11 protein-coding genes are annotated in these 17,001 nt (G+C 47.1%); all 11 read right to left on the minus strand.

The genetic code is table 11. The annotated features are described in order from the left end of the window. Window positions 1-49: 49 nt before the first annotated feature. Window positions 50-3,391, minus strand: coding sequence for a TonB-dependent receptor (locus tag OL444_RS21650; RefSeq protein WP_264729761.1), 3,342 nt, complete (start codon window positions 3,389-3,391; stop codon window positions 50-52). Window positions 3,392-3,413: 22 nt separating this feature from the next. Continuing rightward, the gene (locus OL444_RS21655; RefSeq protein ID WP_264729760.1) at window positions 3,414-4,361 is read right to left on the minus strand and encodes a fasciclin domain-containing protein; all 948 of its coding nucleotides are present in this window, start codon (window positions 4,359-4,361) and stop codon (window positions 3,414-3,416) included. A 24-nt stretch (window positions 4,362-4,385) separates the two neighbouring features. Then, the gene (locus tag OL444_RS21660; RefSeq protein WP_264729759.1) at window positions 4,386-5,423 is read right to left on the minus strand and encodes a fasciclin domain-containing protein; all 1,038 of its coding nucleotides are present in this window, start codon (window positions 5,421-5,423) and stop codon (window positions 4,386-4,388) included. Window positions 5,424-5,435: 12 nt separating this feature from the next. Then, window positions 5,436-6,740, minus strand: coding sequence for a fasciclin domain-containing protein (locus OL444_RS21665; RefSeq protein ID WP_264729758.1), 1,305 nt, complete (start codon window positions 6,738-6,740; stop codon window positions 5,436-5,438). 17 nt (window positions 6,741-6,757) lie between these two features. Next, entirely contained in the window at window positions 6,758-7,777 is a 1,020-nt protein-coding gene (locus OL444_RS21670) for a fasciclin domain-containing protein (protein WP_264729757.1), read from the minus strand. A gap of 15 nt (window positions 7,778-7,792) precedes the next feature. Further along, window positions 7,793-9,049: a hypothetical protein gene (locus OL444_RS21675; protein WP_264729756.1), complete on the minus strand. Its 1,257-nt coding sequence runs from the start codon at window positions 9,047-9,049 to the stop codon at window positions 7,793-7,795. 8 nt (window positions 9,050-9,057) lie between these two features. Further along, window positions 9,058-10,848, minus strand: coding sequence for a hypothetical protein (locus OL444_RS21680; RefSeq protein ID WP_264729755.1), 1,791 nt, complete (start codon window positions 10,846-10,848; stop codon window positions 9,058-9,060). A gap of 25 nt (window positions 10,849-10,873) precedes the next feature. Next, entirely contained in the window at window positions 10,874-14,320 is a 3,447-nt protein-coding gene (locus OL444_RS21685; protein WP_264729754.1) for a TonB-dependent receptor, read from the minus strand. A 46-nt stretch (window positions 14,321-14,366) separates the two neighbouring features. Beyond that, complete coding sequence (locus OL444_RS21690; RefSeq protein ID WP_264729753.1) at window positions 14,367-15,341, minus strand: FecR family protein; 975 nt, start codon at window positions 15,339-15,341, stop codon at window positions 14,367-14,369. 140 nt (window positions 15,342-15,481) lie between these two features. Beyond that, window positions 15,482-16,057 (minus strand): RNA polymerase sigma factor, encoded by a 576-nt coding sequence (locus OL444_RS21695; RefSeq protein ID WP_264729752.1) that lies wholly within the window; start codon window positions 16,055-16,057, stop codon window positions 15,482-15,484. A 355-nt stretch (window positions 16,058-16,412) separates the two neighbouring features. Next, window positions 16,413-16,979 carry a phosphopantetheine-binding protein gene (locus tag OL444_RS21700; protein WP_264729751.1) on the minus strand — a complete coding sequence of 189 codons (567 nt, stop codon included), beginning with the start codon at window positions 16,977-16,979 and terminating at the stop codon, window positions 16,413-16,415. Window positions 16,980-17,001 lie beyond the last annotated feature (22 nt).

A 17,001-nucleotide genomic window follows, 5' to 3' on the forward strand; every position in this document is an offset into this window, starting at 1 on the left:
GCTGTACTGACAAGCTTTTTCTTCCTTGTCTCCGGCTTCTATGCTACTGTTACAAACTGTATCGCAGCCCTAACTGCATTTGCCAGCGCGATGCCAGCGGGTCAATGGAATAAGGCTTACCCGGATCTTTGAACTGGTAAAGCGGATACCCCTGTGCACTACGGCCAGGAATGTAGGGCTGCAAACCAATACTGGCTGTGGCATTATAGGTATTGGGCGCAAAATAGGCCCAGCCCCATTCTTTGTTAATCAAATTTGTAAAATTCATTATATCTACCGTCAATGTTATGATATGATGATCTTTTACCGGCTTATTTGTAAAGAGATGAAACTCCTGCGCGAAGTGCAGATCTGCATTTACATTCCAGGGCGTTCTGCCGGTATTGCGTTCCGTATAGTTGCCCCGGCGTGATTGCAGGTATTTGTTGTCATCGATAAACTGATCGAAGGCGGCCGCCTGCTCCTGCGCCGTGCTGATCACAGTCTTGCCATCAGCAGCATATTGGGGGGCAAAGAAATTAATCGTTTCTCCCCGGGCAGGTATATAAGCCAGCCCCACCTGTTGTGGCGTATTCTGTGGCGTGTAATTGACAAAACCATAGGTAAACGGACTACCCGATTGCGCTGAAAAGAAGAGCGACAGCACACTACGCCATTTAGGCGACCAGCTCCGTTCATAGCCCAGCATGGCAATGATTCTATGCCGGATATCAAAATTAGACAAGGCAAGGGCCGGATCATTGGGATTTAAAGCCTGGTTCAACTGCCAGTTTGATTCCATCGAGTTCCGGATACCATTGGAGATATCTTTCGATTTACCATAGGTATAGGCGGCAGAGAAATGAAACCCATTATCGAACCGGCGGCTGACTTTCCCCGTGAGGCTGTACCTGAAACCTTTACTGGTATTGGTTAGCAGGTACCCGTTGGCCAAACGCGGATCTACACTGCCGGCATACACCGGTTGTTTTCTTAGCGACAACGCCGTATCATAGGCAAAATACGTAGGGTTATCCCGGAGGTTGATTTGTACAAATTTTACATCCCGGATTGTTTTGGTATAGATTCCCTCCAGTGAATAATTGAAGCCATGCTGGTCAGTAAAATCAATAGCCAGACTGGTTCTTAACACCGAAGGCATGACGAAATTATTATCAATGACATCCACCTGTGTTTGTCCGGCATTGGGATCATTTACCACCCGGCCCTGCTGATGAGCAAAAGCTGCGATGCCTTCATACGGACTACCCGCCGGCCGCAATAAAGGATCCGTACCCGGCTGGAATGGGTTAGGCGGCACACTGTTTGTTCGCAAATCGATAGACCCGAATGTATTGCCGGTGTTGTAATAGGCATACCCCAGCCACGCTAAAGGAATACGGCCGGTAAAAACACCAATCCCTCCCCGCAGCACCACGGAACGGCTTTCTGTCAGATCCGCCCTGAATCCAATACGCGGCGAAGCCATCGGCTGCGACAGGTATTGTTGGTTGATATTACGCAACGGCGTATAGGTATAGGTGGTACCGAAGTATGGATCACGAAATGCTTCCTGCGTACGGCTACTCAAGGGCGCTTTCTCCGGAATATGCGTCCAGTCTATTCTGAGACCCGGCATTATTTTAAACCGGGGAGAAATCCTGATCTCGTCCTGCACATAGGCACTGAGGAAGTTAATGCGGAAATTAGCCGGCGGATGATTGTAGAGGTATTCCCGGCTATTGTTGAAGTAGTTATAGTTTCCTTGTACCCGTTGCGGATTGTTGGACAGGAAATCAGCGATACTTTGATAGGTCACCCGCCCGTTCCAGCTATTGACAAACCCATAACCAATATTATAAAACTCATTATGCGTACCTGCGGTGAGTGTATGTTTTCCCATTCTCACGGTTACGTTGTCCGTAAATTCAAACGTCTTTTGTTGCAGGTTGAACACAGCTGCTTCCCGGTCGGTACCAAAGAAAATGGTGGTACCGGGTGTACGCCCTACAATCTGTACCTGCGGGAAGTCTGCTCTGGCCGTAGGTTCCCGGTAGTCGTGTATATTCGTATAGCCGACAATGAGGTTATTGGAAATCCGGTTATTGATCCTCGACTTCAGGTCCAGCACAGTAGCAGATTGCCGGTTGACCTGCCGGAATCCAATACTGGAAAAGCGGAAGTTAAACTGGTCCCTTTCCATATGCAGGGCCTCCGATAGTACGGTATTGTTGCGGAGCACCAGCTGATGCCGCTCGTTGATGTTCCAATCCAGGCGGTTGAAAAACTTCTTTGAGCGGGCATAGGTGTTATATAACTGATCAGTACCGGGATCAAAATTATATTTGCTCCGGGCGTGCTGCACAATTTTATCGGCATCTTCCCTACTTAAAATATTATCAGATCCCGGACTGCCGGCTACTTGTTGTACGGGCTCCTGCCGGTCTGTCATTTCTATATTGGTAAAAAAGAACAATTTATCTTTTACAATCGGAAATCCAACCCGGGCGCCGGTTTGCCAGTCATAAAAAGCAGCAGGCAATCGTTTTTCTTTTTCCGTATTGGTTCTGTCGGGTCCTGTCAACGAAGCATTACGGCCAAAAAAATAAACGGAGCCATGTACTTCATTGGTGCCCGACCTGGTAACCGCGTTGATACTGCCACCGGTAAAATTACCGATTTTGATATCGAAAGGAGAAAGATATACCTGCATCTCCTCAATGGCATCCAGCGAAACAGGATTGGTTCTGGTAGAACTACCGGGCATATTGGAGGTACCTGTCTGTCCGCCCAACGAAGGACTGAACCCAATGGCATCGTTGTTGACAGCACCATCGAGCGTTACATTGTTATAACGGAAATTGGTACCGGCGAAGCTATTGTCTTTCGTTGCCTGCGGCACTACCCGCGTGATATCCGTGATACTGCGGGAAATGGTGGGCATGGTTTGTACCACCTGACGATTGATCTGTTCTCCTGCTCCTATTGGCATGTTTTTAGACTTCCGGGGAGCAGCCGTTACCGTGATACCTGTTAGTGCCACAGTATTTTCTGTTAATTGAAGCGTGATCAGCTGCGCATCTCCCAAAGAAATTTTTGAGATAGTCGTATCTGTTTTCTTCATCCCTACATGCGTTACTTCCAGGTGATAAGGACCGCCTACTTTCAGATTACTGAAATAAAACTGGCCGTCTTTCAGCGTGGAAAGGTAATAGCGGGTAGCAGAGGGCAGGTGTGTAAGTATAACCGCAGCAGCTTCCAGCCCCTTTTTTCCGGGCCCGGTAATGCGGCCTTCCAGCGCTCCTCCGGTTTCCTGCGCCCGGAGTACCGGTACCTGAAAGCAAAGCAGCATACATACCACGATCAAAAGGTGCTTTGCTACTTTATTCGTGGAGGAAGATATTTTTTTCATGATGTAATACATGTTATAAAAATCAAGGTAAAATCACCTGGTCAATCAGGTGAGCCACGCCATTGGTAGCTTTGATGTTGGCCTGTACAATTTTTGGATAGATGATATTACCTCCTGTCTTCAGCACCGGAGATCCCCATTCAAGTACCCCACTCATTAAATAATCAGCGGTGAAGTAGTAATCCCGAACGATGTGCCGGTTCAACAGGTTTCGGACATCCTGCAGACTAAGTTGTTCTATGGCTGCCACATCCCGATACCCCAGGGTATGAAATGCTTCATCTGTCGGGCACAACATCGTAGAGGTCAGCCATCCGGCCTGGGGTAATCCTGATTCCAGGATTTCCTGATAGTTTAACTGGGGCGAAGTCTGGCCAGGCGGAGGAGCCGTTCGCGCGATCGCTGCAGTCAGCATGGTCAACGCTTTGTTTTCCTTAATCGTTTGCCATAAGGTGACTGTTCCCGGCCATGCGATGTGGTCCATTTTATGCACAATCCCATCACCCAGATCCGTGGATAATGCCGTGCTGTTGCCATTCAGAAAAAGACCATAGTAATTACGGGAAAGAATAGGACGGAAAGTGGTATCCAGACAACGCGCCTGCAGTTTATAAAATCCTGCTACCGTAGCGCTGCCTAGTCTGCCGGTTAAAATATGTCCGTAGATGATCTTCTTTAACGTCTTTTTATCCATGGCGCTGATGTTGGCGATATTGATACCTGCCTGTGCAAAAGCAGCGTCTGTAGGAGCGAAAAAACTGAAAGGTCCGTGCTGCAGATAGGCGGTATCCTGATCAAGTGCTATCCGACGCAATGCCGCATAAAAGCAGGATAATGCAGGATCTGCCGCCATATATGCCATGCAGGTTTCTTTGGATGTATTCACCGATTGGTTGACGGGTTCCTTGGAACACGCACCCAACAAAAGGGATATACTGACTGCTATGACATAATGTATTTTTGTACACATATTGTCTTGTTTAGTAAAATCGGATTATGGGAGAAGTATGTTATCGATACCATGCACGACACCATTTCCTGCCGGACAGTTGGCGAGATTGATGGCTTCGCCGCCAAACCGGTATATCTTTGCCGGCACACTGTTTTTATTCCCCGTGAAAGAGGTACCATTATACGTTTGAACACTGCCGCCTATCCCTATCTTTTCTCCGTTCAGGGTGACCAATGCATGATTGACAGAAGTATCTGCCATCCGGTGTATCCGGTCCAGGAAACTACGGCCTGGCAATACATGATATTTCAGCAAGGCGGCAAGTTCTGCGGGCGGGATCGCCAGTATACTATCCGGCGTAGTAAGATTAAATCCTGGCTTCAGTGCTCCCTTCGTTCGCATCACGGCATTCACAGGCGCCAGCACCGTATACTCGTTGGTTTGCAACAAAGGCATTAATCCACTGTGTTGTACCGCCAGCGCAAACAGCGTGAGTGTTGTATCACTCACCAGCAGCTGTGCCAGATGCCGTGTGTTTTCCGGCCGTATTACCTGCGTGGCAATCTGCAGATACCCATTGCCGGCCTTTACATCAATATCAGACATGACTACCCCATTTACGCGTGTAACCGTATCCGTACCCGCTAAATAGCGGCTCACATAAGCGTGATAACCATTCGCTGATGAAACAGGTTGGTTGTCGCCCAATGGTAGCTGCCGGAAGGAATACCTGCCAGGCAAGGTGGCATACACTGCTACCTGTGTAAACCAATCCCGGTCATAGGGCGTAGCAGGTATATTGCCCAACCGCAGTAAATTGAACGCATTATTATCAGGCGCCAGCAAAGTAGCCGCTGTATTACTCTTCAACCTTTCCGACTGACCGGTATAAACGAGCAGTTCATGGCAAATGGAAAAATTGAAATTATCTTCCAGCACATAGCCTATCCGGGTTCTGTCTTCGGCTTCTTTTCCGGATGTCACGGGGTCTTTACTACAGGCCGCCAGCAACAGTACACCACCCAGCAAGACGATCAGACAGTTTATTGTATACCACCAGGGTCGTTTCCGATTCATCATAAAACTGATTTCTTAATTGAAAGGATAAAAGAGTTTACCAACTTTATACAGGACACCGTTGTCGAGATTGTAATTATTCACGGGCTTCAACGGATCGGTATCTTTAGGTATCATAATTTTTGCAGCCTGACGGCGGTCCTGTACATAAGCGATGCCATTGGCGGCAGAGAATTGCAGGTCTTCCGGATATTTCACATACGTCGACACGGAGTAGGCTGTTAACCGGGTCATTTTATTGAAGGTGCCATTATTGATTTTTCCTTTCAGCATATCAGGATATAAAATACGGGGAGGATATCTATCCGCACCATCACCAATGCCATTGGTCAATATATTATGTGCCAGTAATGTATCCAGCGAAGAAAAGTGGTAGGTAAACATGACTTCTGTGTAATCCTCGTTTGCCCAGCTCTCTACGCCAAACGGATAGCGGTAGGCAAATCTCCGCAGGTCGTCAATGGTATGAAAGCCGGCATCATAAAATGCCTGATTGGTAGGCGCGAATACAACCGGTATATTCCGGTTGTTGATGGTACCATTGGCCGGATTGGTTTTACGGGCGGACAGCAAATCCTCATCCAGTGGTGGTGAGAGTATGTCATAAAAAATAGTTCCATCAAAATACACATCAGTTTTTTTGATGCTATCCAGTAGCAGGATGGCATCCCGGTACATGCGGAGATCAGGATCTGTTTGAATCACGTCCCACAGCGTTTTGCTTTCATCTATAGGGGCAAAACTGATTACTTTGCCAATCGGATAAATAAAACCATTGGCAGCCGCCACAGGCGGTGTATTCGTAGCTACTGCATCATTATTGACGTAAAGCTGATCTGCTTTCTGTATAGATAAATAAGCCTGATTAATCACAAATTGCTGCTGCGGAATCAGTACCGTATCCATCCGCATGGAAGGCATAAAAGCAGTTATCTGTAAACCTTCCAGTGCATTGTTATCATAAGCACCTGGCAGCATATGGCCGGCTACTATTTTCCGCAGAGAGTCCGGCGGTAGCTGTTTCATTTTAGCAGCGCTTAGTCCGGCTGCCAGCATCGCCTTGTTCCCGGGTACCAACAGGGTAAAATTCCGGTTGGTTGCCAGCATATCCGCATAGCCTGTCTGCTGCAATGCCTGATAAAAAAGGCTCAATGAATCTGCTTTTTCCAGGATCTTCAATAAATGTTCTTTATCTGATTCCATTGAACCGGATGGCCGGATCAGCGAGTCGGATGATTTGAGACAGCCGGCAGACATTGCCCATAGCGAGATGCAAGCAATGATGACAGTTATATGATGTGTTATATTTTTTTTGTACATGCCATGTGTTATTAAGATTATCGAATCAGGGCACTATCCGGTACGACCGGCAACTGGTCTACCTGATGCACAATACCATTAACCGCCTGCTGGCCAGGCCTGCTATAGGGAATATTCACCCAGTCGCCATAAAAAATAATACGCAACCCAAATTCAGGATCACGGTAATTGAGCGGCATCACCTTGATCCTGATCCCTTCGCCGGTATTAGCCCGCTCAACAAACAACAGCACTTCTCCCTGCAGAAAGGGCCCTTGTGGAGGAGCCATCCTCACATCATTCGTAAAAAAGAAAACCTGATTCATCACATAACTACCGAATACCAGCTTTTTATAATCGGTCGTTTTCATATTATTGATATCTTTTTCTTCCCAGTGATGCATGGCAAATGCTTCATTGGTGGGCGCCAGTATCACCTGCGATGGTTGCGTAGCCAACGCTTCCCAGTAACCAAATTTTTTCAACCCGGCAACAAGACAGCTATAATGTGGGTTACCGGCCAGGATCTCCTGCACAGAACCTGCAGGAACAGTCAATACTTCTTTAAGGGCATGAATAACCCCATTACGCGCAGCGATATTTTTTTTCACCACCGCAATACCATTCACATATAAATTGGTATCTAATACCGTGGTAGACGTAAACACGGACTTCTCTCCCAACGTGACAAAAGGATAGTTCAACGTTTGCGGAATGCCGGTACTGCTTACTTTACCTGGCACTACGTGATACAGCACCATTTTACGTATCGCTTCCGGCAACATCTTCCGTAAGCTGTCCGGCGTAATGCCCGACCGTTCGAAAGCGCCGTTATCTGGTATCAGGAGTGTATAACCACTGGCTTCATTATCCAGCAACGTATCTACCCCCGCCTTTCGCATTGCCTCATAAAACATGCTGAAGGAAAAGTTATTGGTCAGCAGGCTTCTTAAACTTGCAGCAGCCCTGACGGAGGGTGTATCTATCGCATCTTTATGGATGCATCCGGCAGTCAGCAACAACAGCAGGATGATTATATATCTGGTATGATCTCGCATTGCTTGTCATTATTTTTATTGAGGAATTTCGTTGAAACCACGTTGTACCTGCATCATGTAAATCCGATCGTATACGATCTCCATAATATTGAGTGTGGCAGATATGTGATACCTGTTGCCCGAACTGGTAATTAAATTCAGGTTCGGCGCCACATTTATATTAGAGAGCTGTGATGGCGCATTCAAAAAGGATTCGTACCGGTAGGTATTGTACACGGCGGGATTGGCGGTGTACTGTACAATCGTTGTTACTTTTCCCGGCCGGTCGGCATCGCCGAAAGTATATTCTGCAAAGGGCAATGTAGGCGGCAGCCGGCGTCCTCCGGGTAATAAATTATCGTAGGTACGCAGGGTATCTTTATCAAAAAAATATTCCCTGGGCAACAAGGGTAGCGTCATGTAGTTGATAACGGTATCCATTTTTCCGGTAAGCGTCGTGTAGTAGTTATTGTTATACCCCGGCAGCGGCACATAGGTGTATACGCCCGATCTTTCCTGCATCTTATAACTGTATTTTACAGACACCTTTTCAGGAAAACTGGCCATAAAGAAAAGTTCCGCCAGCTTTGGCAATACACCGGACAGGTTGATAAATCCTACATAGATTTTATCCTTTTCAAAGGCCTGATGAATAAACTGTTCTTTTCTTACATACAATCCGAATTTGTTTTTATCCAGATCACGGCTGAGTATTTGTAACGTGTATACTTCATCCTTTGTAAAATCCACTACCGTATCTACCAATACCTGGTTTCTTATTGCTTTTGACAGACTGGAAAAAGGAATACTGTTTCTGGGCCGGTTGACAAAAACAATCCGGTGTTTTCCGGCTGGAATCTGCGCCCAGGCAGAGAGATCAAATCCATTGATAACAGGTGCCGTCAACACATGCTTATTACCCGGATATTCAAAATTAACAGGGGTGGTGCTAAACACTTTTCTGTTATATTGATCTATCACATAATGCCCCTCGGAGCTGTTACCGGCATTGATCGGATAGGAAGTGCTGAACAATTGCCGGGTGGTCAGAAAATCGCACATAGTGGCAGCGTTCAGTGGTATGCCCTCCCCATCTGTTTCGGGGTCCATCAGAAATGTAAAGAAAGAAGAAACACCCCCACCCTGTAATACATCGGGCGTAACTGCCACCGAATTGAACACCCGCATATAAGCAGGGTTTTCTACGGGATCACGCTCTTTGTATTTATAACAACCCAACAGCAGCCAGCTGGCAGGCAGTATAAAAAACAGGTACATTATTTTGTTTTTCATGAATGGTATTATTTATTGTGTTTGATAACAATTAGCTTCGGATTTGTTCCTGCCTGTCCGCCTACCAGCGCCATTGTATAGATACCGTTTTCAGCAGGTGGCCGGGTATAGGAACCGGAATACATCCGGTCGTTGGCGATAAAGGTATTGGCAGCGGTAATGGGCGTGATATGGGTCAGTAATATACCCGGCGATTGGCCCCCCGCCGTATTGTTGACCCATATTTTCTGCGGGAAGTAAGCATATTCATCATTGCTCAGGCCATGATCAGGTGTGCCGTCTGCTTTGTATCCCTGTATATTTTCTAACCGGTACATAATACTGCCATTCTTGAGCGGCACCACACCAGGCGCCAGATTACGGTAAGCGGAAGGAAAACGCAACGTATCCGGATACACATATTCCGGCAGGAAAAGCTGCCCGTTATGGGTGAAGGTGATAGCCGTATATTCATTGCAAAAGTTCATACACCTGCTTTGCCAGGCATAAGGAATCCGGAACCGGCGGCGTTCTCCGTCTGTACCATCGTCGGGGCCCAGGCTGCCCGAGGGATCCACACCGGTTTTATAAAGGGTATTGGTCATGTCGTTGGCCGTAAACACCAGTTGTGTACCTCCCTCCTTGCCCGCATAGGCCCAGATGGTATAGTTATCGAAAGGATATAGCTGCAGCGTGGTCGTAGCCAGCGTATTTCCGGCGGCATCCAGGGCCTCGATGGTATGATGCCCTTGTATCACGGTATAATACTTTGCCGGGATGGCTTTTTCACGGAAGATATTCCCGACATAATCCAACGGTTCTCCTAATGGTCTTCCATCTACCCGGATCGTAATTTTTTTTCCGGGGATGGTATTGACAGCATTCAGGCGGGCATAGCTCAGATTAACACCGGGATCCAGATCTGTGATGAGCTGATAGGCGTTGGCCCGCCGCGATTCCCGGCTGGCGGTACCGGTACAGTTGTAGTCGAAGGTAAACATACCATTGACCACCATCATCGTGTATACCCCACCCGGCTTGAAGGTCACTACCGGTGGCATAAAACCTTCCTGCGGCAAGGCACCTGGTATACACGCATTAAATGCCGGCACCATCTTACCCGTTACCAACTGCCTTTTAAAATCAGGCGTTCCACCGGCAAATAGTTTGAATTGATAGGCGCCGTAAGGTATTTCCACATATCCGGAAGCAGCACCACTGGCAACACCATTTAACAGGGGATCCACCTCACTTCCATCTGCAAACGTGAGCGACACCGGCCCACCCACATTAAAGGCGGAATGCGGATCTCCCAGGTTGACGATGCGGATCTTAAAATGCTCGGGGTTTGCCGGTGGCGTATTATTACGGGGAAAGCTGGTGATCTGCCCGGTAGGCAACAGGTAAAAATCCCGGGGATATGCCGGATCATTTGTGATCAGTGTATCCTTAAACGTTATCTCGCTGTTAACCAGCGGAACAGACAAAAAAGCAGCACCGGATTTATCCAGTAATGCGGTAGGGATGGAAAAAGAAGTGCCGTTTTTCCATACACCTTCCGGGAAGAGTTGTTTACCGATGACAGAAGTTTGCTGTTCATCAGTAATGATGCGTTTAGGCATCGCCAGCACGATATTGTTTACCACTGCACTGAGGTCACGCTGACTGATGTTAAATAAACGGATATTGGAATTTGTTAAGGTGAGCAGGTTGTCCTGTGGTATGACAGAAGATTCCTTATTTTTCGTACAGCCCATGCTGATACTCAAAAACAACAGGAATAATAAATAGTAGGAACTACGTTGCTGACAACAATACATGACACGTTGTTTTTAAGAATTGGTTTTATAAAATTCTGTAGGCAATACCCAATGAAAATTCCGACCCACGTTTGTACTGTCTGTACAAGTAAGTACTGCCATGATATTTACCATTGTTGCCGGCATTGGTATACACCTGTTTATAGCTGGGATCCAGCAGATTTTTCGCAAAACCTTTCAACAGAAAATACTTCCCCAGTTGTTGTGCAAACACCAGATCCAGGATAGGTACCGGCCGGTCAAAAATATCAGGCGTACCATCCAGCTGTACCTGCACCAGTCTTGCGCCTACAATATTGAAGTTGCAGGATACCGTGGTTTTAGTAGCAGGATTATTATAGTCGAGTGCAGTATTGATAGAATAGGGCGCCTGTTCAAACACCGGACTGGTAGCGGGTGAAAGCCGGTCGTTGATACGCGAAGCTTCCAGTCGTTGCGGGTTCTTATCGATCCGGCTCACCGCCAGCATCACGTTGGCATTAAAGAACAGGTTTTTCAAAGCAGGCGAAATAAACCGCAGGTTACGGCGCAGTTCAAACTCCGCTCCATACACCTGGCCTTTGTTCGGATCATTCTGAAAATTTACCAATGGAAACTCCGGTGAAGTAGATAGGTTACCCTGCGATTTATAATTGAATACTTTTTGCAGCTGATTGCTGATTGATTTGGAAAATGCTGAAACAGCCCATACCTCATTGGGGCCGGTAAACCATTCCCAACGAAAATCCATACTGTTGGTGAGCTGGTTTTGTAAACCGGGATTACCGCCTACTACCGCAAACTGAAAGGGATCGAAGGAATAAATGTTCGTCAGCTCACGTAGTTCAGGCCGTGCCAGGGACGTACTGTAAGCCAGCCGGATATTCATATTGTCCCGTACCGCATAGGTAACATTGGCAGAATAATAAGGCTGATAATCTACTGTGTAATTGGAGAAAGGTTTGTCGGTAATATTGCGTACGCTTACACCGGGGAGATTACTGGCCAGATCGAGCATAGGCGGCAGATATACCTGGTTGGTATCTACACTGGCTTCAATAACGGTAGATTCGAAACGAACGCCCCCGGTTATACGTAAACGCGCACTAACATGGGCGTCGGCCATAAAATAGAAAGCCCTTGTTTCATAGGCACCCGTGTAATTGTTCGGCGATTTTTTTATCTGATATAAAAAACCACCTACCCTGGGTTGCCCTTCTTCATCAAAAGCAGCGGGATCTTTCAGGCCTACGTACCGGGTAGATACCAGGCGGTTGATATCTCCTTTCACGGCACCCAGCAGGTCGCCACCACCGCCCAGATTACTGCCCGGCAACCCCAGGATATTCTCCCGGTAATCCCGTTCTCTTCTGAGAAAAGCGCCTCCGATTTTGATCACCTGCTGCAATCCCCGGATGGTAAATGGTTGCGTCAGGTCTACCTTTGCATGATAGTTATCTTCGTACAGCTTTCTGAATTGCCGGCCATTGGGATCAGCAATAATGGCGCTGGCATAATCGTTGCCCAGCCCATGTGTTAAACCAGTGACAAAAGCATAGGTATCTGTACCAATACCTACACCATTGGGATCCATTTGCTGCACGGTTCTTAGTTGCGCATAGTTGCTGGAACGGAAATCAGGTTCATCCTGCACGGTTTTGGAAGTGCTCAGGTTATAAGTAAGCCGGGGCGACCATGCTTGCTGCAAAAATTTATGTTCTCCCTGAATATTGTAAGTATCGAAAGTACGATAGGTTAATTTCAGCTGGTTGATGATATTGTATACCGGAAAATTCAGACCGGTATTTTTCCATTGGCCGGTAAGATTGCTGGCAATGGCTTCTGCACCTCGGCTGCCTACAAACTGAAACTGCACCACATGCTGCGGCGTGAACTGATAAGCCACCCCAATTAATCCGCCATAGTTAATGGTACGTTTGCCGGTGTTTTCATTGTAGGCAATATAATGCCCCAGCCGCGGGTAGGCAGGCGTAATAAAACCCGGGATATGCAGCTGATTGAAGATCTTACCGGACCCGGTTACCACACCCTGATACAGGCTGTATTGATTCCGTTCGCCGTTGTATACATCTTCATATCGCTGGTAATAATTTGCACTCATTATCAATCCTAACTTATGCCGGCCGAAAACTTTATAGGAGTCGCCGAATGTAATCCCATACAGCTGATTGGGGCTGGCATTTTTATAGCTGGTGGTCAGTACCGGATCGAAACCTTGCATAATATTACTGATACGCATCGCCTCTTTCGCCATGGCCGGGTTATTACGGCTTTGAATAAACAGCTCCTGCATTTGTATCAAACCGCCGGGATACTGGTTAGACAGCTGCAGAAAATCGGCCGGGAGGGCATGTGTTTTCACCCGTTGTCCCCAGAAGCCCAGGTTATCATTATAGAATCCATTATACTTTCCGTTGAGGCCAACGTTGGAATTAAACCCCACCTGGGCGGTGACTTCCAGGGTACGTTGTGTGGGTACTGATTTCGTTTTCAATTCCACAATACCGGCGGCAGCATCAGCAGATCTATCCGGCGTAAGGGTTTTGTAAACGGTGATATTATCCAGCAAACCAGCCGGAATCAGATCGAGGGGAACGGTGCTGCGGTCGGGGTCTGCAGAAGAAAGGCGGGCGCCATTTAATTCTGCAATAACGCTCCGGTCGCCCAGCCCGCGGATGGCCACGTATTTATCATCCGTGATAGATACGCCTGTTACCCTTTGCAGCGCCTGTGCCGTTGTGATGCTGGCGGTTCTTTCGATCTGCTGTGCTGCAATGCCATCAGAAATAACGGCCGCCTTTCTTCTTTCAGAGAGCAGGGCCGCATCGGTATGGTGGTTTCTGACCGCAGAAACCGTGACTTCATTGAGGCTGGTTTTCGACAGTGCCAGTTTAATCTGCAAAAATGTGGTACCGGTAGCCTGTACTTCCTTCCGGTCGTATCCTACATGGCTGATCACCAATAATGTATTCGTTGCAGGCGCCTGAAGGCTGAATATTCCTTTTTCATTGGTAGCCGTTCCCCGCCGGGAGTGACCGATCGTGATGGAGGAACCAGGTAGAGGAACGCCGCTTTCTGCATCAGTCACCAGGCCGTGAAAAGTGGTGCCCTCCTCTTCTTCCACCCCATTTTTCTTCGGCTCCTCTTTCTTATCCATTTTCAATACCACCTTAACAGGCGAAAAAATACTGTATTGAATACTGGTTTGAGTGCGAATAGCTTCCAATACATCTTGCAGGGAAATAGTTGCTGCTTTTACCTTTACAGCGGCTGTTAGTCTTTCTGTAACGCCACTACCATAAGAAAACCGGACAAGGGTTTGTGCTTCTACTGTCTTTATCAATTCAGCCACGGTGATTGTGGTGTTGTGCAGGCGAATACTTTGTGGCGGCGTTTGCGCGCGTACCCGCCACATACACATGACGGAGCATAGTAAGAAAAAGAAATACCTGATAAGTTGTCTGTGCTGCATTATATTTTTTTCTACAGTTGATATGATAGGACCTCTACCGGATGCTTTAGTAAATGGTGATGTGCTGTCCGGTCATTTTGTAATGATTACCCAAAGTTTCCGCCAGGAGCTGCATAACAGCTTCAACAGGCAACCCGGTTTCGACATGCATGGTTACCCTTTCTGCATACCATTTTTCGCCCTGGATGGCGATAGGTATTTTATACCACTGGCTAATGGTTTGCAATACTTCCGGCAAGGTTGTTTGTTCAAAATCGAAAGTGCCCTTCCACCAGCTGCAGATACTGGCTGCATTCACGCTGTCTACGTGGCCGGCAGGATGGGGATCCGACAGGTTGATACGTAATCGTTTGTTCACCGTGAGTACAGCCTGTTGCTGTCCTTTATAGGACACGGCTACTTTACCGGTTTTAACCACCACGGTTGGCTGCAGGGCGGCGAGTGTATTCACTTCAAAGGAGGTACCCAACACACGGGTTTGCAGCTCTCCGGCTACTACATAAAACGGATTCGACTCACTACGCGCTATCTCAAAAAATACCCGGCCATGTACTTTTACCTGCCGGTCGGACTGATTGTAATGATCCGGCACCTGTATCGCTGATCCAGGAAAAAGACTGGCTGTTGATCCATCAGGCAATACATAATGGAGGGCCTGGCCTTCTTTGGCTGTAATGACGGTATAGGCGGGCGTTGCCATCCATTTATCTATGATGGTATATTTAATGATAGTCGCGGCCATTATCATCAACAGCAAAGCAGCAGCGATCCTAAGTATGTTGCTTTTTGCCTGGTGAAACAAGTGTACGATTCTGCGACGGGGCCGTGCCGGAGCCATCCCGATACCTGCCAGAATGTTATCCCAGAAATACCGGGTCAGTGCTTCTTTTTTTGCAGGCGTCAGCTCAGCCATAGGAGCTGTTGGATGATCCAGCCATCGTTCAACGCGTTCTTTTTCTTCCTCCGAGGCTTTGCCTTCCAGGTACTTGTCGATCAGAATTTCCAGTTCAGATAATTTCATATAGCTATGCTTACCAGTAAGCGTGGAAAACACAGCGTTTTAACTATCCGGGTAGTGTTACCAAATTATTAACAAGCGGAAAAAAATATTTAAAGGAGTGGGATACGTGGTACAGGTGGTGGAAGGGATACTTATTATTATCATGACAGCTGACTAAAGAGGATGGCTGCCAGTACGGCTTCGCCCAGACCTACTTTTACTTTCGTAATAGCTGTATTCAGCTGGTTGCGCACATTTTGCTCTGATAGTTGCAGCGCTACGGAAATCTCCCGGATGGAGAGGTTTTCTTCGCGGGCCATCTTAAAGATCTGTTTCATCCTTTTCGGCAGCTTTTCTTCTTCCTGCAGCAGCAGCTGATCTATTTCCCGGGCCTCCATAGGCGTCAGCGGGGCCTCAAATGCCGGCAGGATAGTATGTATCAGGATTTCCTGTTTTTCCCTGGATTTGATGGCCCTGGAAACGAAAGAGAGTAATTCATACCGGGCGATACTAAAAAGATAGGATTCTACAGAAGATTGAATGATGAGGGTATTTCGTTTCAGCCAGAAGGAAATGAAAATATTTTGTATGATGTCTTTGGCATCATCTTCGGAATTGAGTTTCCGGTAGGCAAATAAATACAGTCTTTCCCAGTATGTCCTGAATAACAGGTTAAATGCCTGGACATCATCCTGTTTCATTTGCCGGAACAATTCCATTTCCTGATCAGCAGTCATAGCAGCTTCGGTTTTGACGAGCAAAGGTAGTCATGGGGGCAGGATGCGGGAAGTGCGCTGTTTTATCTTATTATTAAATCTGGCAGACTGATGGCATGACCCCTTTTATTTTTACAGGCACCTGTAACCAGGTAGTACCTGATTACCACTTTACCGGTATTACCTGTTGCTTATAATTGATCGGTTTAGCCTGTTCTTCCATCAATCGTCTTCTCAATACTATTTACGTATACTCATTACAGTTATGATACGGCTATTACTTCTTCAGTAAGGAGTACTACTATAAATAGCTATCTTTTTTGCTGACAGCTTATTTCCGTCAGCAAAAAAGATGTTATCTGTTCCTATCTTAAGTTTATACTGTTTCCAATATTTTTGCCGTACAATTATGCAGGAACTGGGAAAATGTCTGGTTTAAAAAATCACTGAAATCGGGTTGAATACCAAATTCTGTTTTCATTCTGGCGGAAATCCTGTGTAACAACAGCGAGTTACCTCCCATGTCAAAAAAACTATCACCGGCACTGATACCAGTTACACCCAGTTCTTCTTTCCATAGTTCTGCAATGGCGACTTCCAGGATAGACGCGCGTTTCCGGGCACAGGTAGCCAGCCCGTCATTCTTCTCCCATAGCATATACAAGGCTGCTTCATCTGCCATACCATTTGCCGTAAAAGGAATCGCCGATACCTGAATCAACTTGTAAGGCACCATGTATTCCGGTAGCTTTTTCCGCAGCCATCCTTTCAATGTCAGGCACGACTGACAGGAAACGGCGGCATAAAAAGCTACCAGCCGGGCTTCGCCATGTACCATACCGGCAATAACGGCCGCGCCGGTAATACCGGGCAATTGCAGTAATGCTTGTTCTATTTCTTCCGGTTGCACGCTGTATGCTTTTATTTCCAACTGCCTGCTCATATGCATCGGGAGTATTTACAGG

This window comes from Chitinophaga nivalis, assembly GCF_025989125.1.
Lineage (GTDB): Bacteria > Bacteroidota > Bacteroidia > Chitinophagales > Chitinophagaceae > Chitinophaga > Chitinophaga nivalis.

What these genes read in the sequence shown, in the direction of transcription:
- OL444_RS21665 (WP_264729758.1), bottom strand. Translation starts at nt 6,740, where the DNA reads ATGTACAAAAAAAATATAACACATCATATAACTGTCATCATTGCTTGC.
- OL444_RS21655 (WP_264729760.1), bottom strand. Translation starts at nt 4,361, where the DNA reads ATGTGTACAAAAATACATTATGTCATAGCAGTCAGTATATCCCTTTTG.
- OL444_RS21690 (WP_264729753.1), bottom strand. Translation starts at nt 15,341, where the DNA reads ATGAAATTATCTGAACTGGAAATTCTGATCGACAAGTACCTGGAAGGC.
- OL444_RS21670 (WP_264729757.1), bottom strand. Translation starts at nt 7,777, where the DNA reads ATGCGAGATCATACCAGATATATAATCATCCTGCTGTTGTTGCTGACT.
- OL444_RS21660 (WP_264729759.1), bottom strand. Translation starts at nt 5,423, where the DNA reads ATGATGAATCGGAAACGACCCTGGTGGTATACAATAAACTGTCTGATC.
- OL444_RS21700 (WP_264729751.1), bottom strand. Translation starts at nt 16,979, where the DNA reads ATGAGCAGGCAGTTGGAAATAAAAGCATACAGCGTGCAACCGGAAGAA.
- OL444_RS21675 (WP_264729756.1), bottom strand. Translation starts at nt 9,049, where the DNA reads ATGAAAAACAAAATAATGTACCTGTTTTTTATACTGCCTGCCAGCTGG.
- OL444_RS21680 (WP_264729755.1), bottom strand. Translation starts at nt 10,848, where the DNA reads ATGTATTGTTGTCAGCAACGTAGTTCCTACTATTTATTATTCCTGTTG.
- OL444_RS21695 (WP_264729752.1), bottom strand. Translation starts at nt 16,057, where the DNA reads ATGACTGCTGATCAGGAAATGGAATTGTTCCGGCAAATGAAACAGGAT.
- OL444_RS21650 (WP_264729761.1), bottom strand. Translation starts at nt 3,391, where the DNA reads ATGAAAAAAATATCTTCCTCCACGAATAAAGTAGCAAAGCACCTTTTG.
- OL444_RS21685 (WP_264729754.1), bottom strand. Translation starts at nt 14,320, where the DNA reads ATGCAGCACAGACAACTTATCAGGTATTTCTTTTTCTTACTATGCTCC.